The organism is Spirosoma flavus (assembly GCF_054778555.1).
In genome coordinates, this window is sequence record NZ_BAAGZL010000002.1 from 1,633,829 (window position 1) to 1,658,011 (window position 24,183).

Annotated in this window: 17 protein-coding genes; 5 read left to right on the forward strand and 12 right to left on the reverse strand. The window is 48.8% G+C overall.

From position 1 onward, the window contains the following. Positions 1-151 precede the first annotated feature (151 nt). Positions 152-1,003, reverse strand: a complete 852-nt coding sequence (locus tag ACYVF1_RS15660) for an outer membrane beta-barrel protein (RefSeq protein WP_461080340.1) — start codon at positions 1,001-1,003, stop codon at positions 152-154. Positions 1,004-1,346: 343 nt separating this feature from the next. Between ACYVF1_RS15660 and ACYVF1_RS15665 the strand changes: the two genes are divergently transcribed. Together ACYVF1_RS15665 and hemH are read left to right on the forward strand one after the other, a co-directional pair. Further along, entirely contained in the window at positions 1,347-2,135 is a 789-nt protein-coding gene (locus ACYVF1_RS15665) for a hypothetical protein (RefSeq protein ID WP_461080342.1), read from the forward strand. 90 nt (positions 2,136-2,225) lie between these two features. After that, a complete protein-coding gene (gene hemH / locus ACYVF1_RS15670) occupies positions 2,226-3,287 on the forward strand; it encodes a ferrochelatase (protein ID WP_461080344.1) in 1,062 nt (353 codons plus the stop codon). A gap of 407 nt (positions 3,288-3,694) precedes the next feature. On the opposite strand, the gene ACYVF1_RS15675 is transcribed toward hemH, so the two are convergent. Next, the gene (locus tag ACYVF1_RS15675) at positions 3,695-4,792 is read right to left on the reverse strand and encodes a hypothetical protein (protein ID WP_461080346.1); all 1,098 of its coding nucleotides are present in this window, start codon (positions 4,790-4,792) and stop codon (positions 3,695-3,697) included. 227 nt (positions 4,793-5,019) lie between these two features. Here ACYVF1_RS15675 and ACYVF1_RS15680 point away from each other — a divergent pair, with 227 nt between their 5' ends. Next, a complete protein-coding gene (locus ACYVF1_RS15680; RefSeq protein ID WP_461080348.1) occupies positions 5,020-5,955 on the forward strand; it encodes an OmpA family protein in 936 nt (311 codons plus the stop codon). A gap of 29 nt (positions 5,956-5,984) precedes the next feature. On the opposite strand, the gene ACYVF1_RS15685 is transcribed toward ACYVF1_RS15680, so the two are convergent. Continuing rightward, positions 5,985-6,842, reverse strand: coding sequence for a DMT family transporter (locus tag ACYVF1_RS15685; protein ID WP_461080350.1), 858 nt, complete (start codon positions 6,840-6,842; stop codon positions 5,985-5,987). A 50-nt stretch (positions 6,843-6,892) separates the two neighbouring features. Beyond that, positions 6,893-8,977: an NAD(+) synthase gene (nadE, locus tag ACYVF1_RS15690; protein ID WP_461080352.1), complete on the reverse strand. Its 2,085-nt coding sequence runs from the start codon at positions 8,975-8,977 to the stop codon at positions 6,893-6,895. Between the two features lie 262 nt (positions 8,978-9,239). On the opposite strand from nadE, the gene ACYVF1_RS15695 reads away from it, so the two are divergent. Next, positions 9,240-11,741: a phosphocholine-specific phospholipase C gene (locus ACYVF1_RS15695; RefSeq protein ID WP_461080354.1), complete on the forward strand. Its 2,502-nt coding sequence runs from the start codon at positions 9,240-9,242 to the stop codon at positions 11,739-11,741. 129 nt (positions 11,742-11,870) lie between these two features. Here ACYVF1_RS15695 and ACYVF1_RS15700 read toward each other — a convergent pair whose 3' ends face one another. From ACYVF1_RS15700 to ACYVF1_RS15725, 6 genes are all read right to left on the reverse strand, one after another. Next, positions 11,871-12,311 carry a VOC family protein gene (locus tag ACYVF1_RS15700; RefSeq protein ID WP_461080356.1) on the reverse strand — a complete coding sequence of 147 codons (441 nt, stop codon included), beginning with the start codon at positions 12,309-12,311 and terminating at the stop codon, positions 11,871-11,873. 118 nt (positions 12,312-12,429) lie between these two features. Beyond that, positions 12,430-13,710, reverse strand: a complete 1,281-nt coding sequence (locus ACYVF1_RS15705) for a DUF5690 family protein (protein WP_461080358.1) — start codon at positions 13,708-13,710, stop codon at positions 12,430-12,432. A gap of 95 nt (positions 13,711-13,805) precedes the next feature. After that, the gene (locus ACYVF1_RS15710) at positions 13,806-14,348 is read right to left on the reverse strand and encodes a phosphonate degradation HD-domain oxygenase (RefSeq protein WP_461080360.1); all 543 of its coding nucleotides are present in this window, start codon (positions 14,346-14,348) and stop codon (positions 13,806-13,808) included. Between the two features lie 5 nt (positions 14,349-14,353). Continuing rightward, positions 14,354-15,274: a metallophosphoesterase family protein gene (locus tag ACYVF1_RS15715; protein WP_461080362.1), complete on the reverse strand. Its 921-nt coding sequence runs from the start codon at positions 15,272-15,274 to the stop codon at positions 14,354-14,356. 107 nt (positions 15,275-15,381) lie between these two features. After that, entirely contained in the window at positions 15,382-16,944 is a 1,563-nt protein-coding gene (locus ACYVF1_RS15720) for a SusD/RagB family nutrient-binding outer membrane lipoprotein (protein WP_461080364.1), read from the reverse strand. A gap of 120 nt (positions 16,945-17,064) precedes the next feature. Beyond that, complete coding sequence (locus ACYVF1_RS15725) at positions 17,065-20,325, reverse strand: SusC/RagA family TonB-linked outer membrane protein (RefSeq protein WP_461080366.1); 3,261 nt, start codon at positions 20,323-20,325, stop codon at positions 17,065-17,067. A gap of 211 nt (positions 20,326-20,536) precedes the next feature. Between ACYVF1_RS15725 and ACYVF1_RS15730 the strand changes: the two genes are divergently transcribed. Next, entirely contained in the window at positions 20,537-22,030 is a 1,494-nt protein-coding gene (locus ACYVF1_RS15730; protein ID WP_461080368.1) for a serine hydrolase, read from the forward strand. A 111-nt stretch (positions 22,031-22,141) separates the two neighbouring features. Here ACYVF1_RS15730 and ACYVF1_RS15735 read toward each other — a convergent pair whose 3' ends face one another. Next, the gene (locus ACYVF1_RS15735; protein WP_461080370.1) at positions 22,142-23,287 is read right to left on the reverse strand and encodes a TIGR03364 family FAD-dependent oxidoreductase; all 1,146 of its coding nucleotides are present in this window, start codon (positions 23,285-23,287) and stop codon (positions 22,142-22,144) included. 86 nt (positions 23,288-23,373) lie between these two features. Then, positions 23,374-24,117 carry an HAD family hydrolase gene (locus ACYVF1_RS15740; RefSeq protein ID WP_461080372.1) on the reverse strand — a complete coding sequence of 248 codons (744 nt, stop codon included), beginning with the start codon at positions 24,115-24,117 and terminating at the stop codon, positions 23,374-23,376. Between the last annotated feature and the right edge of the window lie 66 nt (positions 24,118-24,183).

Genomic DNA, 24,183 nt, shown 5'->3' on the forward strand with positions numbered 1-24,183 from the left:
ACGTAGCACTACGTTTTGCCTTCGCCATATAGACGATTTATGCTGACAAACTTACAACTTTGACTATCGACTATTGCCTATTTTCAAATTCAAAAATAAAAAAGCCGCCCCGATGAAGGGGCGGCTTATCCACTACACTAATTTATTAGACTTAGAAGCGGAAACCGAGGTTGAAAGCCAGCATGTTACGTTTCGTATCGTTGTTATCGAAAACGTTTTGCAGACCTACATTATAAACGGCGTCCAGCGTCAGCGGTCCAAGGTTGATACCAACACCGCCCAAACCGTTCAACAGGGTACGGCGTACATCGTCTTTGCCAATACCAAACTCGTTACTCGAATTGATAACCAGCGCCGATAACTCAGCACCAACCTGAACCCGCAGTCCTAATGCACCACCTACACGCACCCCAACGTAAGCTGGAATGGCTACGAATTTCTGATCGATTTGACCACGGATTTCGCTAGGTGTTTGTGTTGTTTGACCTGCTCCCGAACGTACCAGATTCGACGTAGAAGTCCGGTATTCCACGCCTAACTGACCGAAGATCGTGCCGCCAGTACGTCCGTAAATACCAGCCTGCCAGCCAGCACGATAAGCGCCGTCAGGGATTGGTTCGTTTACAAAACGAGAGAAATTCACACCGGCATAAATACCGAATTTGCCTTCTTTACCCCACGATTTTTCGCTTTTCGACGAAGTGTTCGATGCGTTCATGTTAGCATCGGACGAACTATACGTAGTGGTCGTAGTGGTCGTAGTTTCCTGTGATTGAGTCGGCGCACTATTCATGTTGCTGTTACTCATAGTTGAGTTACTGCTGTTCGTAGCGGGCGCCATGTTGGTGCTGTCAGTAGTCATCGAAGATGACCGGTACGTAGTGTCGGTAGTGGCAGGAGACGTACTGTAAGTGCTGTTCGTTGTAGTGGTTGTTGTTGTCTGCGCCTGAGCCAGACCGAAACTGCCGAAGCACAAGGCTAGCAGTGGTACATAGGTTTTCATGATGTTTTAAGAACTCGTTGAGTTGTACAAAAATAAGACGTAATCGAAATTACACCCTATTAACAGGCTACTACGAAACATTGTTTTGAACTATTCTCTTTTTCCTGAATGGAGTGCCTTATTAGTAATTATAACAACTATAAATTATGCCAACAAAGCTTTTCATCCTAGAGTTAATATTGTTGAGTAGGGCTTCATGATGAACGGCCGTTTAAATACAGTACGAGCCAGCCTAACCAATCAGTAGTACATTTTTGCTAACCTGATCGTCAACACTGAACATCCGAGATAAATAATCCTACTTTTTCGTTTGTCAATTAGTTGACGATAACACATACGGTCTATGAGAATCGTTTATCTGGCTGCCTGCCTTCTGCTGGGCAGTACAATGAGCATAGCACAGGTCAATAAGAAAACGCCTAATCCTCCCGCGCCCGGCTTCGATCAGGCGGGTTCTGATGCACGGGCTGTACAGATTGCCGACGCTGTAATGGAAGCCATGGGCGGACGTACTGCCTGGGATGAAACCCAGTTAGTTGCCTGGACCTACGACGGCTTACGCAAATTTGTGTGGAATAAGTACTCGGGCAGTGTTCGTATCGATAACCTGAACGACGATCAGACCATTTTGCTGAACATCAATAATGACCTGGGACGCGTGTATCGAAATGGCGAAGAACTCACCCAACCCGATTCGGTTGCGAAGTACGTTAAACAAGGCAAAAGACACTGGCTCAACGATTCCCACTGGCTATTCATGCCGTTTAAACTGAAAGACACGGGCGTAACCCTTTGCTACCTTGGCGACGAGCCCACCCAATCCGGCAAATCTGCCGACGTATTGCAGGTTACGTATAAGGGGAATAGTAACGTACCGGGCGTTCAATATAAAGTATGGGTCGACAAGAAATCACGCCTAGTTTCTCAATGGGCTCATTTTCAAGATGGTATCGACAAAGAGCCCACCTTTACGTTGCCCTGGGATGGCTATGAACAGCATGGACCTATTTTACTGGCAACTGAGCGTGGCGAACGCGATCTGAGTGATATTATGGTTTTTACAGGCTTACCCGGCGAAGTCTTCAGCGATTTTACACGTACCGATCTAACCCGGTATCCGGAAGCGAAATGACTTATAAATGAGCGATGAACGATAAGTGACAAGTAGCGGGAACCCATCACTCATCACTTATCGTTCATCACTTATCACTCATTCCCTAGCATGGAAGTTTCTGCTGTACAATCCTCTAAACATAGTCAAAAAACAGTTGGCAAAACGGGCGTTTTGCTCGTTAACCTCGGTACGCCCGATAGCCCGGCCGTGCCTGATGTTCGTAAATACCTGCGCGAATTTTTAATGGACGGTCGGGTTATCGATATTCCACTGATTCCGCGCTCACTACTGGTCAATGGTATTATTGCTCCTTTTCGGGCTCCGAAATCAGCAAAAATCTACAAAGAACTCTGGACTGAAACGGGTTCACCGCTGAAGTACTACGGCCATCAGGTTGAGGAGAAATTACAACAACTACTTGGGAGTCAGTACGTAGTAAAACTGGCCATGCGTTACCAAAGCCCAAGCATCGAAGCAGGCCTGAGCGAATTTCAGCAATTGGGTTTAACCGATATTGTTGTCATTCCTCTGTTTCCGCAATACGCATCGGCTTCTACAGGTTCTGTTTATCAGAAAGTGATGGAGGTTGTAAAATCCTGGGACGTTATTCCCGCCATTCGGTTCGTCAATCGGTTTCTGGAGCATCCGAATTTTATCGAGGGCTTCGCTCAAACGGCCCGGAAATACATGGCCACCCACGATTTTGACTTTTTTCTGTTCAGTTATCACGGACTTCCCGAAAGTCAGATTCGCAAAGGCGACGTAACGAAAACCACCTGTCGATTTGGCGATTGCTGTGCTACGTTCCATGCGCAGAATCAGCATTGTTACCGGGCACAGTGTTTCGAAACCACCCGTTTACTGGTCGAAGCGCTACGTATCCCTGAAGGCAAATACGTTACGTCGTTTCAGTCTCGGCTCGGTAGTGATCCCTGGATTAAGCCTTATACCGACGAAGTTATCAAGGAGTTGCCTGGCAAGGGCATAAAAAGCGTGCTGGCCTTCTCGCCCGCATTTGTCGCCGATTGTCTGGAAACAACTATTGAAGTGGGCGTTGAATACAAAGAGATTTTTGAAAAAGCCGGTGGTCAGCACTGGCAACTGGTCGAAAGCCTGAATGACAGCCCCATCTGGATTGACGCGCTGGTTGATTTGGTAAAAACAGCGTAGTAGAAAATGTAAAATGACTACCGAGCAGACTTTTCATTGTTCACTTTACGCTATTCATTAAAAAAACAAGCCCGCTTCTCTTTCGGAGAAAGCGGGCTTTTCGTTACGGCAGATACAGAACCCCTATTTACAAGATATAATTTATTACAAGACTTCAATACTCGATAATCGGTATCTAGTTTACAGCAATATAGTTTTCCTTATAACCAGTAGTTGTATCTGCATGACATATTGTAAACGATGTCAACCGGATAGTGTTTTAAAAAAAGGTTGATTTTTCAATTGAACTCCTACTAACCCAATCCTTTAAACAACTGATATTCAGTTGTTTATTTGAATTACAAATAAAGAAAAATCCCAATCATAGTTGACTGGGACTTAGTACTGAATTCAGTATGAATGGAAGCTTAGGCAGCCATGCGTAAGGATGAATCCTGTTCTGAAGCCGGTGGAGCAAGCAGGGGAGCGATGATGGTGTTCATTCGCTCACGCACAAAACTCTCCTGAAGATATGACGGCAGCTTCGCGACAAGCTGACGATAAGCCTGAATGCCTAGCGCCTTGGCAATGTATGCTTCGTGTACAGAGTTGATATGAGCCACAATATTGACCAGACTTTCGTGAAACAACTTCACGTCGATATCGGAATCAACAAAGCGTTCGATCTCACGTGGACCACCGCCCCGGTTCGACGACGAGATACGCAGTCGGCTCAGCATATCGAAATACGTCGTATAGCCAATCTGTTTCGCTAGCTGCTTGTACTGTTCTATGCTGAATTTCTGTAAAATCTCACCCGTTTTGGGGCTACGTAGCGCTGTTTTCGGATTATTCTGAATCGCGTTACGTAGTGCCCGTACGCGCTGGTCACGTGTGGTTTTCAGAAACTGCGCTAACTCGGCCTGCACCGATCCTTCACGCGAAGGAAGCTGCAGATCTGATTTGCCCACTACGTTGAAACGACGGGACATTGGCAACCGTTGAATCCGATAATTATTAATAGGGCCCAGCGCATAATAGCCAATAGAAGCCGGATAATAACCACGCACGACCATATTGCCAATCCGTTTGCGGATCAACTCTTCGTTGCTGACATTAATGCCCTGAACGGCCAGAAACGCACGAGCGCTGAACAAAGCACTGTAATACGCCTGCGGGAACGTCCAGTGCAATGAACTTTGCAGATACTGTTCGTCATTCACAACGGGCGTGATACGTAACGCATACTCGGCACTCCAGCTGTTGAGCAACAGTTTCTCCAGCGACCTCCGCGTTTCGTCGGTCACCAATCCGTTAAACTGTTGAAATATCGGAAAACGAGCTATATCAAACAGGTCATTCTGATGATGGATGTGGTAATCCATCGCGAAAAAATGGTTCAGAAACACCTGCGCCGGAATGGACTTCCGCCAGTTGTCATCGAGTGGCAAATTGCCCGTCGAAGTTGGAGCAAGGGGTGCCTGAGCGTTCGGGGAATGTATCGTTGCGTTGCTTATCTGTTTCATATTTTATTAACGAAAAAAGCCCATTTCACGTTCATTTTTTCGCATTTATTTTCACCACTTAACTATCTGATTTACAGTTATTTTTAACGTTAAATTTAACACCAAATTTGATGTCATTTTTAGTGTTAAATTTAGCGTCAAATCGTCCCTTAAACGTATCATCCGATGCTTACTTTTTATGCATTTCGACGTACTTTTGCCCACTCATAGTACGTTGCTTTTACAACATGAAGTGGATTAAGTTTATAGTGTTTGCCAGTTGGCTATGCCTGTGGAATACGTTGCCATCCCTAAGTCAGACCAAGCCACCGACCCAGACTGTTGCTGACGACGGCATGGCTACAGTTACAGGAACCATATTGGATGCAGAAACCAAAAAGCCAGTCGTTGGCGCCACTATAGAGGCCAAAAATCAGAGCGGAATTGTACAGGATAAGCAACCCACGAACGCCAACGGTACCTATCAGATCAAAATTTCCCCAAGGCAAACCTACCTTTTTACTATGAAGGCCGATGGTTATGCTCCTTTTGAAGAATCATTTGCTTTTACTTCCGATCGGGTCAATAGCCTTACCAGAGTGCGCCCTACTCTGCTATACCGCCCTGGAAAACAACCAATAGCCCAACAAACGCAACCTACCACAACGGCATCGGCGGTAAGCCAAACAAAGGCTGCTCAGCAACCAGTCGATCTTCCTGAAATTACCGCCCGAGGAACAACGCAGACACCATCTTCGACTAGCAGCGCACGCGTAGCGCCCCCAAAGACACTCGACGCCAAAATTACCTACACCCCTCCCCCGCTGGTCGTTGTGCCCGGCAAAACCACGCAGTTGAAGGCAATCCAGTTTGTGCAGAGTAAAGCGGAGTTATTGCCTGATGCCCAGCCCGCTTTGGAGCAGCTTCTGGCCTACATGCGCGACCACGCTACAACAGAAATTGAACTGGCGGGGCATACGGACAATCAGGGTGATTTCGACGAGAATTTACGGCTTTCCAAGCAGCGCGTCGACGTAGTGAAAGACTATCTGGTTCAGAACGGTATTGCCGCCAACCGAATTACAACGCGCGGCTACGGCCCCACCCGCCCCATCGCCAACAACCGTAACGAAGCCTCACGCCAGCTAAACCGCCGGGTGGAGATGACCGTAGTGAAGCAGTAAAGAGGCATGGGCTGAAAACTGTTTTTACCCTATGCCTTCCGTCCCAAATAAAGCCCACCAATCACCAGGAACGTACCGGCAACTGTGTAGGACGTAATGGGTTCGTTCATGAGCAAGTATGAATAGGTGAAGCCAAAAATCGGGCAGAGATACAGCCAGAGTGACGCCCGAATTGGGTCTTGCTTAACCAGATAGAACCACAATTGAAGCGCGCCCACCGAAACAGGCAAAATCAGCCAGAACACCGACGCCCAGAAACGTTCGTCATAATGCGCTCCTTTGAAATCGGCGAACAGGATCGTGAAGGGCAGTAACAACAAGCCGCCAATGAGTACCTGCCAGCCGTTAATCACCAGATTCGGTAATCGCCAGTCGAACCGGGCGTAGTATACCGTTGCCGCCGACACCGAAACCATGCCCACCGACAGGATAAGCAGTCCTTCAATGGTCGCGTAGCTATTTTGCAGGAGTGGATACGTAGCAACTGCTACACCCAATAGCCCCAACGATAAGCCGCCAACTTCATTCCAGCGGGGTTTCCGACGTAGCCACAACGCCGAGAGCATGGTAATCAGCAGTGGATTCGTTGCCGTTGACAAACTTCCGATCCCCGCCGATACCTGCTTCAGCGCCAGCACAAACGCACCAAGATAAATCGTTGTATTGAGTAGAGCGAAAATAGTCAGTCGTTGCCACTCCGTGCGCGTGGGCCAGGCATTGGGCAAACGCTGGATGCCATACGCAACCAAAATCATTCCACTTCCTGCAATTAAAAAGCGAACATTAGCCAGTAGTAGAGGATGGACAGATTGAACACCAAATTTAGTGGCAACCGAGGCTGAAGCCCAGAGAGCCGCAAAAAGAAGACCGGGTAATACTTGACGCACAGTTAGAATTTCTGAACTCAGTTTTTATTCACAACAATACGGCAAGCTCCTTAAAACCCAATCTTACCCTTCCGACTGTTTGGCTTCTGCTCGGCGGCCCAATCGCGCATCTCGGCGAGTTCTTTCTCAAATCCACCCGATAGAATCGGGAAGCGGCACCACGAACGCGGATCCAGATTGTGGTCGTCGAGGTGAAAACTGGGGGCGTAACGTTCGCGTTTCCACTGATTGCGGCTCCACAGTTTGAAGAAGCGCTCGACCCACATCAGCAACTTTTCGCGCTCATGAACACCCGCGTAACGTACCTCTACGATACGTAGTACATCCACCGGCGGCTGTTTATCGCGTATGGCCGCTTCTTCGATGGAGTTTAGTACGTCATACGGCATCAGGTCGTCTTCGTCGGTCTGTTTTTTGTCTAGTGGCCGAAGTTCGGCGGTGGGTTGCAGATTATTCACGGCGCTCAACCCTTTCACTTTTATTAATTGATCGGACGAGTTGGGGTCTGAGACTGAGCCGGTTCGGTCGGCGGGAGTCCATTCGTTTTTCACGTTCAAACCAACCGTTTCGAGCCAACGTAGCCAGCCCCGCAGGAAATGTTTGTCTATGCCTGTAATTGGCGAAATACTGCCCGCCGTATCGCCGTCCATCGTGGCATACCCAACAGCCGCTTCGGATCGGTTCGACGTACTGAGTAACAGCGCGTTATTAATATTCGCCATCATCCAGATACCCGGAGCACGCACCCGCGCCTGAATGTTTTGCAGGGCTACGTCGTCGGTATCCCAGGAAAGTTTCCGGCCCAGTTGCTCCTCGATCAGTCCACGATACGTATCAACCAAGCCATTGATATTGATATTTAGGAACGTAGCACCAATGTCGTCGGCCAGCGTTTTGGCCGAGTTGAACGTATCATCCGACGAATTTTCGGTACCCTGATACATGACTGTCAGCAACTTACCAACCATCTCTTCCGACGTAGTACAATCCTGAATCGCTTTGATGTAATTCAGTTTCTTCTTAACTCCGTCGATACCGATATTTTCAACCGCCATACGTATCATCAGAAACACCAGAGCCGCAATAGCCGACGAATCAGCGCCCCCGCTCAGCGAGAGAACGTAGCTCTGCGAACGGCTTTTCCGCAAATAATCAAATAAGCCCAAGGCAACAGCGCGGGCAAATTCTTCTTCTTTCAGATACCCGCCCCGCTCCCAGGCTTCGAGTTCGGCTTTTTGAATAACTGGCGCAATATCAGGCCAGTCGAACGTAGTGGTTACGCGTAGGTTAGGGTACGCCAGCGCAACATTGCCCCGATTCTGCGTCTGACTCAGGCGAGTAGCATCAACGTCAACAACGGCCGGAACAATCAGGAAATCTTCGTAACTCAACCGCGCCCCGGACACCAGCAGTTCGCCGTTAGAAGCCACCATCGCATCGCCGTCGAAAATGATACGTCCCGATTCGTTGCCCAGCATATTGGCGTACACATAACTCACTCCAAACGCCCGCGATCCATCGACCACGAATCGTTCGCGCACCTGCGATTTCAGAAAGGCAAAATGACTGGCCGTAGGATTCAGAATAATATCGATGCCCCGTTCGTAAAGCATCCGGCCGGGTCGGTTCGATACCCACGCATCTTCGCAAATCTCGAACCCGATCCGCACACCCGACAGGTCAAAAACGAGATCGCCAAACGGGTACATGAAATCACCGATTTTGATTTCGTCGCGCACATACGCGGGCCAGGGCTGGAACCAGCGCGTTTCGTAATGCACGCCGTTGTTGGCCATATTCTGTTTCACCGCAAAACCCAGAATTCGTTTGTTAGAAATCAGACAAGCTACATCGTACGTACGGTTATTGTGACGTAACGGCAAACCAACGGCCACCGCAATGTCGTTTGTGTACTCTACAATATCGAGTAGTGAGGCAATGGATTGATCGATAGTATTTTGAGCAAAGAAGGCATCTTCGCAGCCATAACCCGAAATACACAACTCCGTCAGACACAACAGACTAACGTTCTGACGTTGTGCCTCAGTAATGGCATTGATAATGTTCTGTTTATTGGATTCCCAGGCAAGCGGGGTTTGATTCAGGACACCAGCGGCAATTTTTAGGAGCTTCATGTATGCAATGAGAGAATGAGCGAATGAGAGAAAGCGCGAATATGGACGTATCGGCTCAGTTCTCCATTCAGCGTGAACTATACTTCTGCAAGAATAACAAAATTGTGGGGGAAATGGGTTTGCCCAAAAATGAGCAATTTAGACGAGAAGCAGGATGTCTTGTAGTTTGCCTGTAGAAATCATGATTTGCTAACAGCAAAACTGTTTCCCGAAAATTCCTATTCATGTAACTTTGTAATCGACCTAACGTAGCGGAAATCAAATGGATACACGACGCGAGTTTCTGAAAAAAGCGGCACTATTAGCAGGTAGTACTGGACTATGGGATGGCTTACCAGAATCTATCAAAAAAGCAATGACGATTGCCCCAGCGCCGGGCAGTACGTATCTGGATGCCGAACACGTCGTTATTCTGATGCAGGAAAACCGCTCGTTCGATCATACGTACGGTACGCTTCAGGGCGTCCGGGGCTTCAATGACCCACGAGCCATTACGTTGCCCAACAGGAATAAAGTCTGGTTTCAGAGCAATCCGGCGGGCGAAACATACGCACCCTTCCGTCTGAACATACACGACACGAAATCTACCTGGATGAGTTCGCTGCCGCATTCGTGGGCTAATCAGGTCGACGCGCGCAACGGCGGCAAGTACGATCGCTGGCTCGAAGCCAAACCATCCGGGCACAAGGAGTATGCGCATATGCCGCTCACGATGGGGTATTACGACCGAAAGGATATTCCGTTTTACTACGCGCTGGCCGATGCGTTCACCGTCTGCGATCAGCATTTTTGCTCTTCACTGACCGGGACTACGCCAAACCGGTTGTATCTCTGGAGTGGCACCGTTCGCGAGGATCATTCGATGAACACAAAGGCGCGGGTACGTAACGAAGACACTGATTATGACCGGCTTGCCAGTTGGCCTACTTTCCCCGAACGCCTGGAAGACAACGGCATTTCCTGGCGCATTTACCAGAACGAAATTAACCTGTCGACCGGGTTTACGGGCGAGGAAGACGGCTGGCTTGCCAACTTCAGCGACAACCCAATTGAGTGGTTCGCTCAGTATAACGTCAAGTTTTCAGCTAATTATCAGCGGTATCGGGCTGAAGCGCTACGTTCGTTACCGGGCGAAATCAAAACGTTGGAGCAAAAACTGACTACGTTGGCCGAAAACAGTCCCGAAGCTGCAACCACACGTAAAACGCTTCACCAGAAAATAACGCAGCTTAAAGCTCTTACCGACGAAGCCGACCAATACGTAGCAAGTCAGTTTGAGAAGTTATCGGACCGCGAAAAAGCGCTTCACCAGAAGGCATTTACGACGAACGCCAACGACCCGCATTACCGTGAGCTGGACCGACTAACGTACCAGGATGGCGACGTAACACGTACCGTTGCGATTCCGAAGGGTGATACGTTGCACCAGTTTCGGGCCGATGTAGAAAACGGGAAGTTGCCAACTGTGTCGTGGATTGTGGCACCAGAAAACTTCTCCGACCATCCGGGCGCTCCCTGGTATGGCGCCTGGTATCTATCTGAAATTCTGGACATTCTGACCAAAAACCCAGACGTCTGGAAGAAAACCATTTTCATTCTGACTTACGACGAAAACGACGGTTATTTCGACCACGTACCGCCGTTTGTAGCTCCGCATCCGAACCGTCCTGAAACGGGTAAAGTGTCGAAAGGTATTGATACACAGTCGGAGCACGTCAACATGGAGCAGGAATTAAAACGGAACGTAGCAAATCCGAAAAAAGACGCTCGCGAAAGCTCTATTGGTTTGGGATATCGGGTGCCGATGGTAATTGCTTCGCCCTGGAGCCGGGGTGGATATGTTAATTCGCAAGTGTTCGATCATACATCGGTGCTGCAATTTCTGGAAGGGTTTCTGAGTCAGAAAACGAAAAAGCCGATTCAGGAAACGAACATCAGCAACTGGCGACGTACCGTTTGTGGTGATCTGACGTCGGTTTTTCGTCCATACAACGGCGAGAAATATTCGTTACCTACTGCGGTTCAACGTGATACGTTCATCGAAGGCATTCACCGGGCGCAGTTCAAGGATGTACCGTCGGGATATCGAGCACTGAGCAAAACGGAGCTGGACGAGCTGAATCAATCGAAATCATCGCTGATGGTGCAGCAGGAAAAAGGCACACGTCCGTCCTGCGCCCTCCCCTATCAGCTCTCGGCCGATGGCAGCCTCAGTACCGATAATCGCCAGTTCAACATCACGTTCGGCGTTCAAACCAATCGGTTTGGGAAAGCCACGGTGGGTGCACCATTCACGGTTTACAACATGGCCGACCATTCGGTACGTGATTATGCCGTTTCGCCCGGCGACGTACTGAGCGATACGTTTCCCGTAACGCCCAATGCTACGTATCATTTTCGGGTATATGGCCCCAACGGTTTTTTCCGGGAATTCACGGGCAAAGCTGCTTACCCACTCCTGACGATACGTTGCATCGATGATAGTCCATCGCTTACGACGCCCAAACTGACGGTCCAATTAAGTAGTCAGGGTGAAAAACCGTGGAAAATAAGCGTTGTCGATAACGCTTACAAGCAGGATACTCAACGACGCACACTCAGCGGTAAATCTACTACGTTGAATTTAGACCTGAAAAACAGCCACGGCTGGTACGATTTCAGCGTTCGCGTTGAAGGCGATACGTCGTTTGAGCAGCGGTACGCCGGACGTATCGAAACTGGAGCGAGTAGCATCAGCGATCCGCTTATGGGTGGTGTAATTTAGTCGTCATTTTTTAGTTGGCGAATGAACATAACCACCTAGCCTAAGCAGCTCATTAAAAGCATTTTAAAAACTTTAACTTCTAAATTCCCTGAAGGGACTTTAGAAGTTAATATAGTGACTTTGACTATCTTACAGATCATCAATGTTCTTGTGTGTTATTACATTACCATTTTCATCCAAAGGGATATATGGATTGTAAGCCACCTCAAGCACATTGTCTTCCACGTCAGCAAAGCAGAAAAAGTAACCGCCAAAAGGTGTGTCCTGAGGTTCTGCCAAGATTTTAACTCTTTTCGCGTGCAGTTCATCAAATAATACATCAACCTCTTCTTTCGAATTTACATTATAGGACACTGTGAGGGCCCGGAAACCATTTCCTGTAGCGGATACTCCGGCTCCCTGCGCCAGACTCTTTCGGTCGAAAAGGCTGAATAGAAAACCATTCATCTTGTAGAAGACAATGTCTTTATTTTCTGCCTCTGTCTGCCAGCCCAACGTTTCGGAGTAAAAATTCTTCATCGCGGCCAGATCGTCTGTGCCTAACGTAATAACACTTAGTCGCTGATCCATTTTATCAACTATTACACGTTGCTACTTCTAATGTAAGTAACTCGGTCTGAGTAGAAACAGTTAGACAAAAGCAATTTATAACGCGCTTGCTATCTGGCACTAAACCAACATTTTTGTTTTAAAAAACGGATTGTGGAGCAGGCGATTTGGCCGAAAAACGGCCTTTGAAATAGAAGAAGGAAGCAGCCACCAGCACAATGTAGAGTATGGCTAACGTATAAGCTCCGTAGATAAAAAACTCTCGATAGCTGATGTTCGCGTGACCAAAATTTTTGTAAAGCAATACGCCAACGCTTCCCAGATAGCCGTACCAGTCGGCCAACGTAACGATGAATCCAACCGTACTAACGTAGCGAAACGAAGCAATCAAGCGTTCAAAATAAAGGCCATTGCAGGGCACGTAGGCCATATATAGCCCTAAGCCAGTGAGCAGAAACCAGTTTCCGGGAGAGAGCGAACCCGTAGTATAAGCATACGTACTAAGTCCGACCAGTGCGCCACCAGCCAGCATGAGTACGTTCAGCAATGTAAAAGCGCGAAAATTATCCGTAACTCGCTGGAGCAACGCCATCACAATCAGAATACCTACCGCCACCATCGTTTCGGTTTTGGCGAAAATACTGGCGTTTTCTACACCCGCATCTTTCAGGATTTCAGGGCCGAAATTGTCGCGAAAATCACGGAAGGCGGAGAGCAGTACGTAGGATAAAATCAACAAAATCAGGCCCGGACGGAAGTTTTGTACGAACGTTCGGCGTTCGTCGGCATCCATCGGTTTGCGCGTGGTACGTAACGCCCGATCTTCGTCGGTGGGCGGTGGCAGCAGGGTCAGGCCGTAAATGGAAATGAGCATCGGAACGATGAACAGGCTACCCGTCACAAAAGGAAGCCAGAACTCCGAGACGCCCCAAGCGCTTTTGATGGTGAGCGCCACCGTTTTCACAAATCCCGACGCAAAAATGAACGAAGCGGTCAGGCCAGCCACCAGCGCATCCGTTTGCCGACGACCTTCCAGAAAACCCAACATAGTGCCGTAAATCAGGCCGAGAGGAAGGCCATTCAGAAACAGAAACACGATATTCCAGGGAGCGGGCACCAGCGCAAAACACAGCAACGCCAGCAAAGCCACGGCCACATAAATCAGAATATTGACGGCACGTTTTGCCGGCGACATTTCCGAAACCACTTTCACGCCAATCCCCTTCGAGACAGCATATCCAAACACTTGTGCCGTAACCAGCCAGATTTTATAGCTCACGCCGGCAAACGTCATTCCATCGAACGTAACGGCAGTAATACCCCGTCGGAAGGCATACATGCAGGCATACGTGCAAAAGGCCACGACGGCCCCATAAATAACGAACGTAGTGGAGTTACGGAGAAAAGCGGGTGAACGCATAGTTTGTTGAATAAGCTTCTATTCTTCTGAAGCCTGACAAAATAGCAAATAATGGCCAGCTCACCAACGCTACGCTCCCTGGCATACGTAATGACCTAATAACCAGCGCTACGTTGACAAATAGCCATGTAGTAGTCCATATCGGGCGTGGGCAGTTGGGGAATTTTGGCCTGTTCGTCCCAGGTACGTAGTAATAGAATCCCTTTAAAATACGGGTTCGTTTCGAAAGCTGCGGCCTCTCCTGCCGTCATTGGTCCACCCTGAAATTCGAGCGTTTTTAGACTTGCCTCCGACAGACGGGCAAAGTAGTTTGGATTCTTAAAAACCAGATATCGTTTGGCATTAACGTGGTTTTCAATCAGTTGCGCTACTTTTTCCGAAAACCCGCGCTCACGCAAATAATCGGCGCCCAGTTTTTCGTGATCGACTGTACCGTAGCCATCCATGTAATTACCAGCCAATTCGGGCGGCAGCAAATGGCCAATGTCGTGTAAAAAAGCTGCTGCGATGGTATCATCATCAGCACCCGATTGCTCGGCTAAAAGAGCACATTGCAAAGCGTGTTCAAGTTGGGTAATAGGTTCGCCAAAATAGGCATCCTCACCACTCTGCGCGAATAAATTTCGTATCGATTCCATGCGAATTAGCTGTATTGCAGATAGGTACGTTCTACGGTGCCGTCGTCGTAAAGGTCAAAAAGTGCGTAGCCCGCTTTGGTTTGCTGATACGTATCGGCTTTCCACCAGTTTCCGCTTACGGCGCCGTTGCAGAGATACGTAACGCCATTATAATCAACCCGGTCCAACAAATGCATATGGCCACTCAGGGCTGCTTTTACGTTTGGATGCTGATAAAATAGTTTGATAAGCTCCGGTGTATTCGACAACACCAGTCCGCCCGAAATAGACCAGTTACCATTCTTCACATTCTGTTCGCTGAAGAAACCAGTTGGACTGAAAATGGGAATATGCGACAGAATCAGTACGGGCGTTTTGGCGTCAGTTTTGGCCAGATCACCTTTCAGCCACTCCATTTGCTCCGGATCAATAAAACCGGTGTACCACTTATTTTCAGGAGTAAGTTGTACACTATCGAGAATGATAAAATGCCAGCCGTTTTTGTCGAAACTGCGATAGCGATTGCCAATTTTCATCAGATCGACAGCCCATTTTTTGCCATACATCGGATCGCTTTTGGCTTGCTCGTACCCCCAGATGTCGTGATTACCAATGCAATACTCAATCGGTAATGAATTTTCGGCTTTGGCTACCGTATGCCAGGCATCCCACTGTTTCTGAACCTCCGCCCGATCCACTTTCAACGCATCCATAATCACATCGCCCCCATGCAGAATAAACGACGGTTTGTCGCCCTGACTCTGCACCTGATGAAAGCATTTGGCAACGCCCTGCATCGGTGTGGTTTCCGGTGTTATATGCGTATCGCCCATGTAGGCAAAGCGTAACGAGCGTTTGCGGGCGGCCACAACCGGCGTCGGCTGGGTCAGTGATTCAGGTAAAAAAGGAAGTAGCGAAGCAGATTTGAGGAGGGTTCTACGGTTCATAAAGCCTTAATGAGTGATCAATTATAAACGATGAACGATGAATGACAAACAAAGGTAGCTTGATAATGAACCCGTTCATCATTCATCGCTCATCACGTATCGCTAAATTATTTCAGCAACCACATTGTGTCGTTAATATCGTCTTTACCAGCATATTGGCTCTGTATCGACGTAGTATAATTTGTGGTGTTATACGAGCGCTCGGATGTTGGGTACTGCCACCGTTTCGGAATGCGCTGACTGTTGCCCGTGCCAGGACCGATCAGAAAGGCAGGCACACCCGTACGACGCTGATTATAAAATGCTTCCAATCCTGAATTCTGAAAAAATGCCAGGTATTTCTGCGTTAGAATCTGCGACAGACCAGCGGCAGAATTACCCGCATATTTTACCGATGACTGAGCGTAGTACGTAGCAAAATTGACATTTACCTGATACGTAGTGAAATTCCGATAGCCGCCATCAGCCGAGAAAAATACGTCGTTGTTTCCGTCTTTCAGGCCATAAAACGCCCAAGATTCCTGAATTCCTTTCTGGTAATACGTTTCGGCATTGCCGTTGGCCCAGCCCCGGTTGATGCCTTCGGCAATGTTGAACAGAAGTTCGGGATAGCCGATGAGTATGTACGGCTCGGCAGTGTACGTACTGTAATACCGCTTCCGGTTCTGAAACGAATAATCACCTTTGTTGGCTTTTGACGACATATCGGCCAAATCCTCGCCTGACGATGCGCCTACAAAAGCCGCAAAATCAGTTGGTTTAACCCCTGCGGCCAATTTGGTGGCTGCGGGCTCAGCTACGACAAACGTACGTGGGTCGTTCAATGAGGTCAACGTACCGAGATACGTAGCGGCCATGTTCTCCCGGGTGGCGTTCTGCCCGAAATTATCCGGATTGCGTGGGTATTTGTTGAACGTACTGTTGTAAACGTACTGAAGGTTATCGTCAGCACTGGTCATTACCGGAAACTTCGTTGGATTCCCCAGTACTTCCGCGAAACGCTGTTTTACGTTTAAATCCGAATCGGATTCTTTCTTACTTAGGCTGATAAGCACACGCAGTTTATACGTATTAACCGCTTTCTGCCACTTGCTCAGGCTGTTGCTAAAATAAATATCGCCTTGCTGGTTGTTGTCGTTTTTGGCGATCAGCGCAGCCAGATCGGTGTTAGCGTCATCGAGCCATTTTAGCGCCTGTACGTAAATGTCTTTCTGCGTATTGTAAGTCGGCGTCAGGTTGCTTTGTCCTTTAAGGGCGTCAGTCAGCGGGATATCGCCCACGCGCTGGCTCATATTCACGAAATAATACGCCCGGAAAAACTTACCCAGCGCCGAATATGGATTCACGTCGGGCAAACCAATTCGCTTGGCCTCTTCTTCCATTTTCACTACGTTCTTCAGTGTTGTGTACTGAAAACCAGTAGTGGTCCAGGTGTATTCGTTGGTAGCGTAATAGTTGTAATTACTGGCGTAAAACTGATTCCAGCGTTGTTCGGCTCCCCAGCCACCGCTACCAGATGATGAATACAAATCATTCAGTATGCCGTTGAAAACAAGTGCAGGAGTCGCATTCGTCGGCCGGTTTGGGTCTTTTTCGAGTTCTTCGAACGACTGCTCACAACTCACCAGCACGAGCGCGAAGAAGGGAAGAATGAGTTTATAAAGTTTCATAGTTGTAAAGTCGATTATGTAGGCTCCGACAGGCTCTGGCTGTCGGAGTTGCCGGATGGCTCGTAGCTAGAGGGTTAGCCGCTATGCGACTCTGACAGCCGGAGCCTGTCAGGGCCTTTATTAGAATGTCAGATTCAGGTTAATACCGTACCGGCGTGTGGTTGGCGTTTGCAGATCAGACGTACCACCGGTAACGAACTGATCGAGGTCGAGGTCGTTACGTTCGGCGAAGTAGAGCAGGTTGCGACCCACCACCGACACCGTTGCCTGACGCACACCAACGCGACTGAGGAACGTATTAGGCAAGGTATACCCAATCACCACTTCACGCAGTTTGGCGTAACTCCGGCTAATCAGGAAGGCTTCGGTTTGTCCGTAAACCCGTGCTACGTAGTCCTGCGCGAAGGTTTTCGTGGCATTCGGTACGTATTTTAACTCACCATAATTCACTACGTTGCCTAATGGATCGTAGTTGATCGTACCGCTGCTGAGCTGCACGCCTTCGCCCAGATAGGCCTTCACACCCTGCACGTCCTGTTTACGGGCTTCGCCAATAGCACCCTGTGTCGTTTCGAGGTTACGACCGCCCTGATACGTCTTCTGTTTGATGTAATCGCCAATGACACCACCAACCCGACCATCGAACTGGAAACTCAAATTCCAGTTTTTGTAAGCAAACCGGTTGTTGACGCCCCACACGAATTTGGGATTGACATACCCCAAAAACTGCGACACCGGATTAACGATAGGCCGACCACCGGCATCATTAATAAGTTGTCCGTCGGGCGTACGCACGAACGCGCCGGAGTAGTAACCATCTGTCCGGTCGCCCGCCGAAATGAATCGGCTCGAACTGCTTCCGCCCACGAAGAAATTCGACGCCAACGTATTGATATTTCCTTCCGGATAAACCTCTTTCAGCTTCTCCGTATAAGTCGAATAATTGGCCACTACGTCCCAGCTCAAACCGCTCGTAGTACGTAGCGCTTTACCCGTTACCGACACCTCAACCCCTTTCTTTTGGGTACTAATACCATTGACCAGACGTTCGGTATAACCCGTTGTTTCTGAAGTAGGTAGCTTGAAAATCCGCGGACCGTCGTTGCTCACAAAATAAGCCGCGTCAAGTGCAATCCGGTTGTTCAGAAAGCGAGCATCCAGGCCAAGCTCTATCTGCGACGTTGAGTTGGGTTTCAGGTTCGGGTTGTTCATCGAATTGGTGTAATACGCGGCCGGGCGGTTGTTGTACACCAACGGCACCGAATACACCGCTGCGTTTTCATACGTAGGACCACCGTAAGAAGAAGCGTAATTATCGCCATACCCGAGTGGGAACGACAGCCCCGGCGTCGAGCCAATTGTCGCGGCTGTCAGACCGTCTTTTACGTTGGCATACGACGCCCGCAGTTTCAGGAACGACACTACGTCCGGCAGATGGATGTAATCCGAAATCACCGTGCTCAACGCCACCGATGGATAGAAGTACGTATTGTTACCTTTGGGCAGGGTCGAGAGTTTATCCATCCGGCCCGTGGTCGATAACGTAGCGAGGTTACGGAACGTAAAGTCAGCGGAGTAATAGGCCGATAGCACCCGCATGTTGGCCGTGTAGTTGGTCGCCATCACGGGGTTCGACGAGTTGGCGAAGTTATACACACCCGGTACGTTCAGGTAGTTGGTGCTGGCGAAATCGGAATTATAATTCAGCACACGTAACTCGCCACCAGCCAGGGCGTTGATAGCCAGGTCAGGCGTTACGTTCTTGTTATACTGAAGCAACACCTGATTGATGTTGTCCGACAGATTCCGGCGGTCTTCGCGGTAATCGCCACGCGCTTCCTCACGGCCATACACCGTCATCGAATACGGGAATTTTTCGGTACGTAGCAGGTTCCAGCTGGTCAACTGGGTTTTGGCGGTCAGTTGCAAACCATCAGCAATCTGGTAACGTAGCGAGGTGTATCCATACAGGTCATTTTTGTAGTGACCGCGCAGCCAGTATTCGGCCATGAACCAAGGGTTATTGTAGCGCTGGTATTCGGCGTAAATCTGCTGCGTTCCTTCTTTGCCCGGCTGCCAGATTTGCTTCATGTCATCAACGTTCCAGTCGGCCCCGCCCCAGATCGCCATGTTGTAAATCAGCGAGTTCGGACCGTAGTTGATGTCAGGAAAGTTGGGGGTAGCCTGGCGACTGTAGTTGATGTTCGATTCGAACCGAAGTTTGGGTGAGAAATTATAACCCAGCGACGTATTGAAGTTGGTGATATTCAGCTTCGAATTCGGAACCAGACCGCGCTGGTAATTATGCGACAGCGAAAACCGCAAATCATGTTTCTCACCCGACGACGAAACGGCGATATTATTCGTCGAGAGAATCCCCGTCTGAATGAACCGGCGAAGGTTGTCTTTCCCGCGCGGAAGCCAGGGCGTTGGTGTGCGCTTGCCCGTTGCTGGGTCAATCGGGCTGTCATACTGCGGTAACAAACGACCATCGAGTGGTGGACCCCAGATGTCGTAATCACCGTCGTTTTTACCGTTGCCTTTGCCATCCACGAACTCATAAACACCGTGATCACCAGGACCGTACGCGTCCTGTAATTTTGGGATAGCAATAAATCCCTGATCAAACTGCTGACTCGTATTTACTTCGACCGAGAAACCGCGTTTGTCTTTCGAACCGCGTTTGGTCGTGATCAGAATCGCGCCGTTTTTCCCCCGAAAACCGTACAGCGCCGACGCCGATGCGCCCTTCAATACAGTGTAGGTTTCAATGTCGTCGTTGCTGATGTTCCACGTATCGGAGTTGATGGGCACACCGTCGACTACAAACAATACGTCGGTGTTACCACGTAGCGAAATCGTCGGGCGACGTAGCAGTTCAGCCGAAGGACCGATAGTCAGACCGGCCACCTTACCAACCAGCGAGTTGATTGGGTTTGGCTCACGCGCTTTCACCAGCGACAATCCATCGACAGTCTGAATGGCTACACCCGTATTTCTGACATCTTTTTTGATCCCGAGAGCGGTCACCACCACCTCGTTCAACGCTTTTGGGCTACCCATCAACGTAACGTCGATGGTGCTGCGATTGCCAATGCTGATTTCCTGCGTTTCGTAACCGATAAAAGAAAACGTCAGCACGTTGTTGGCTGATGTGTTGATCGAATACGTACCGTCAGCGCGCGACGTAGTACCGGCCGTAGTGCCTTTGACCACAATCGATACGCCGGGAAGTGGCTGATTATCATCGGCGGAAAGAACGCGTCCGGAGATGGTTTGGGCTATAACCGATAGGCCCGATAATAGGCAGAATAGCGAAACCACCAGTATCCGACGCAGCGCGCGAATGGGCGGTAACGATGAACGTAGCGTATGCTTCATACAAGTGCAGGTTAGTGACAGATTAAGTCCTTCCTGCAAAAGTAGGCTAAGTCAAAAAGAAGATTAAAGAATGATTATCAAGGCTTTATGAATAGATTTTAAAAAATTTCATAAATGTTTAACTTAAAATTGATCTTGTATTAACTCACTAGTTTTCAGATTTTCTGTAACCCAATACCGAAATCGAAGTTTCCAGCGAAATCGAAATCAAATGGGTAGCAACAAATATTATGTATGGGCCGGGCTATCGGCCTGCTTTTATCTTGTACTCTATTTATGTTCCTTCGGCCAGACTACGCCGACAAACTCAAGCAAATATCAATCCTCCAAAGAAATTGATACGTTTCTGCAAAAACAGATGAAGGAACGCAGGATTACCGGCCTTCAGCTAGCAGTGGTTCAGCATGGAAAGATTGTGCTATCGAAGTCGTACGGCATCGCGAATGTGCAGGATGACCTTCCCGTCACGAACCGGAGCATTTTCCCGATCAATTCCTGCACAAAGGCATTTACGGGTGTAGCCATCATGCAGCTTGTGGAGGATGGAAAAGTAGACCTTTCGGCCCCGGTATCCCGTTATTTGGATGGGTTACCACAAGCCTGGCAACCGGTCACGATTCGGCAATTGCTGACCCACGTTTCGGGTTTACCCGATATCAACCGGCTTTTAAATCCTGGTACGTACGGGCTTGCAGGTGTTGGTACGGAAGAAGCAACTTTTGCCAAAATTCAGACGTTTCCGATGGATTTTCAGACGGGAACGCAGTTTAGCTATAACCAGACCAACTACCTGCTGCTTGGCAAAATCATTGATAAATTTCAGGGCAAGCCGTTTGCGCAGGTCTTTCAGGAAAAGCAGTTCGACGTAGCAGAAATGCCCGGCACCGGCTTTGGCGATTCGCGTGATATCATTCCGGGAATGGTGCAATCGTATCGCTACGTAACGAACCTCGACGGCAAAGCACTTGGCAAAGAAAAACTGATTATCAATTACGCAGAGTTTCCGCCGATGCGCCGGACGGCTTCAGGCATGAATAGTACGGCGGAAGATATGGCACGTTGGATTATAGCGTTGCAGCAGGGCAAGCTTTTAAAAACAAAAGAAGCGCTAAAAACACTCTGGACAGCAGGAACTTACAACGATGGAAAGCCAACGCAATGGGCGCTCGGCTGGGTACTCAAACCACGTCCTAAACATGACGCTGTTGTAATAACGGGTGGAGGCCGGTCGGCCATGTTTGTCTATCCCAACGACGATCTGGCCATTGTGGCGCTCACCAATCTGGCGGGTACGTATCCCGAAGAGTTTGTCGATGAACTGGCCGGTTTCTTTAATCCAGCCATTCCGGCATCCGACCCCATTACTGCGCTACGTATGCAGTTGGAGAAGCGTGGTTTCGACCAGGCTCCCACCATCTTCGCCGATCTGAAACGAACAAATCTGACTTTTCAACCAACCGAAAATGACCTGAACGACTGGGGTTACCGACTAATGAATGGGCAAGGAAAACCAAAAGAAGCACTAGAAGTCTTCAAGTTAGTCGTCAACCAATACCCCGACAGTTGGAATGCGTATGATAGTCTGGGTGACGCCTTGTTACATAACGGAGAGAAAACTCAGGCAATTAGCATGTATCAGAAGTCGGTCGCGCTAAATCCTGATAATCAAAACGGCAAGAAAGTATTGGAGCGAATTATGAAGTAAAGGAAGTTGTAAGGTTATAATGTTGTAGGGTTGTAAAGTTGGCTGACGGGAAAGCAGTCTATGCGTCAGCCAACTTTACAACCCTACAACGTTATAACCTTACAACTTCCTTTATCCTACTACGTTCATCCACTCCCGAACGCTCTGTTCGGCGTAACCCGCGCCCGAACTCATGCCTTTTCCCCCAATACCGGTAACAATACGTATATTCTCGTCTACGTCATACTCGAAAATCTCCGCTTTAGTCTGGCTGTAATAACCAGCCCATGTTTTTTTGGTCAGCAGCGGGAACGTAACGATACGTTGTGCTTCGTCCAGCATCAGGTCGTTGATGAAATCCTGCGTGTAAAATCCTAAATCTTCGGCCTGCGTAGCATCAGCGTATTCATGCGAATCGCCCACGATGATGGAACCGTCGGCGGCCTGTTTAAACAAAATATGAATGCCCCACTTTTGGAGTTCGGCGTAGTGTTCGGGCGACTGAATGGAAGAATATGACGGACAAGCTTGAAAAGCTTCATACCGACGTATGGTTAGCCCGGTCAGAATATTACCCGGCAGGTTCAGCCCGGCTACAGGAGCCATCAGTAACATTTGTAATTTGCTGATTACCAGACCAGCATCAGTCAACACATCGGGAAACAACAAACGGACTTCATGGCCGCTGCAAATCAGCACGCGACCGGCCTGATACCGTTGTCGGTTCGCCAGCGTCAGAATGGCGCCGGAATAGTTTGATTGCACGTCGATTACGGCAGCACCCGACTGATAATCAACGTTGTATTTTTTCTGGATATAGGCAATTAACCGGTGAATCATCTGATCCGGCTCTACGCTCATTTCACCGGGGAAAAACAGCCCACCAACCGGATAATCGGGCTGTAAAGTCGGGTATTTTTCCAGGCATTGACTTTTGGTGAGCAGTTCACAGGGGTAATTCAATTGCTGATAACGGTCGTACAATTCGTTAGCGAGTGTCCATTCATCGGTATCCGACGCTACGTAGATCGTACCATTTTGACGTACGCTAAGGTCCGTTTCCTGTTGAATGTGCTGATAAATCTCCAGACTTCGGCGTCCGTAATCGAACCAGCGGCCATCCAGTCCCGACGGAACTACCTGCCCAAAATTCCGAACGGTAGCGCCCACCGGATAGCGATCTTTCTCAAGCAGCAACACCCGCAAACCCGCTTTAGATGCATGATACGCATGGAACGTACCAAGTGCTCCGGCACCCACAACAATCAAATCGTACATAGTTGATTAATAAATAATGCAAATGGATAATGAGCAATAAAAACAAAGCGCAATAAGCTTATAATAAACCTATTACACATTTCCCGTTAGGCATTATTCATTTCAAGTGACTGACGACTCTCGACTAAATCCGGCAACTCCTGAAGCGAGGAAATTAATGCATCGTGTGGGTAATCTTCCAGTTGTTCGCGGGTATGCGTACCGTTTGTAATGCCCAAATTTAACCCCGCGCCGGCCGCCCGCCCTGACAGCAAATCAGAAGGTGTATCGCCGATGTTTACCACCGCTTTAGAATCGGTAACGCCGAGCAATTTCATGGCGCGTTCAATCATGTGCGGATACGGACGTCCGCGCTCTACTTCGTCGCTGGCAATCGACAACTGAATCAGGCTATCTGGTCCGCCGATACGTTGGTCATTCAGGCCATCGAGCCAACCCAATTTTTCCAGAATAATATCAGTCACTACGCGGTAAAAACCGGTTGTCAGGGCAATTTGTATTCCCCGTTCGCGTAACCAGGCAAACGCATCGAGGCACCCTTCAGTAGGGGTTGCTCCGTGTGTTCGGTAGTGGTTTTCAAGTATCTCGCGGAACGTATCGTATGATTTATCGACGTACTGCGTTATGACCGTATTCTGACCGCCAAGCTGTTCCTGCCAGAGCGTTTCAAAGACGTAGCGTTTTGATAACCCCTGCATGGCCAGAATCCGTTCGTCTGATACGGTCAAACCTGTTTCTTTAGCGGCTTCGGCAAAGCAACGTTCCACTTCGTGATGGTCGGTTACGGTCGTACCGGCCATATCAAAAACTACCAGTTCCACGGATTTCATAGCATGCGGAGTTTGTGCATTCATCCGGTAAAAAAACCAATAATCTACGTAGCGTCCTATTAAGCG

Coding starts and splice junctions, on each gene's coding strand:
- ACYVF1_RS15660 (WP_461080340.1), bottom strand. CDS start 1,003: ATGAAAACCTATGTACCACTGCTAGCCTTGTGCTTCGGCAGTTTCGGT.
- ACYVF1_RS15665 (WP_461080342.1), top strand. CDS start 1,347: ATGAGAATCGTTTATCTGGCTGCCTGCCTTCTGCTGGGCAGTACAATG.
- hemH (WP_461080344.1), top strand. CDS start 2,226: ATGGAAGTTTCTGCTGTACAATCCTCTAAACATAGTCAAAAAACAGTT.
- ACYVF1_RS15675 (WP_461080346.1), bottom strand. CDS start 4,792: ATGAAACAGATAAGCAACGCAACGATACATTCCCCGAACGCTCAGGCA.
- ACYVF1_RS15680 (WP_461080348.1), top strand. CDS start 5,020: ATGAAGTGGATTAAGTTTATAGTGTTTGCCAGTTGGCTATGCCTGTGG.
- nadE (WP_461080352.1), bottom strand. CDS start 8,977: ATGAAGCTCCTAAAAATTGCCGCTGGTGTCCTGAATCAAACCCCGCTT.
- ACYVF1_RS15695 (WP_461080354.1), top strand. CDS start 9,240: ATGGATACACGACGCGAGTTTCTGAAAAAAGCGGCACTATTAGCAGGT.
- ACYVF1_RS15700 (WP_461080356.1), bottom strand. CDS start 12,311: ATGGATCAGCGACTAAGTGTTATTACGTTAGGCACAGACGATCTGGCC.
- ACYVF1_RS15705 (WP_461080358.1), bottom strand. CDS start 13,710: ATGCGTTCACCCGCTTTTCTCCGTAACTCCACTACGTTCGTTATTTAT.
- ACYVF1_RS15710 (WP_461080360.1), bottom strand. CDS start 14,348: ATGGAATCGATACGAAATTTATTCGCGCAGAGTGGTGAGGATGCCTAT.
- ACYVF1_RS15715 (WP_461080362.1), bottom strand. CDS start 15,274: ATGAACCGTAGAACCCTCCTCAAATCTGCTTCGCTACTTCCTTTTTTA.
- ACYVF1_RS15720 (WP_461080364.1), bottom strand. CDS start 16,944: ATGAAACTTTATAAACTCATTCTTCCCTTCTTCGCGCTCGTGCTGGTG.
- ACYVF1_RS15725 (WP_461080366.1), bottom strand. CDS start 20,325: ATGAAGCATACGCTACGTTCATCGTTACCGCCCATTCGCGCGCTGCGT.
- ACYVF1_RS15730 (WP_461080368.1), top strand. CDS start 20,537: ATGGGTAGCAACAAATATTATGTATGGGCCGGGCTATCGGCCTGCTTT.
- ACYVF1_RS15735 (WP_461080370.1), bottom strand. CDS start 23,287: ATGTACGATTTGATTGTTGTGGGTGCCGGAGCACTTGGTACGTTCCAT.
- ACYVF1_RS15740 (WP_461080372.1), bottom strand. CDS start 24,117: ATGAAATCCGTGGAACTGGTAGTTTTTGATATGGCCGGTACGACCGTA.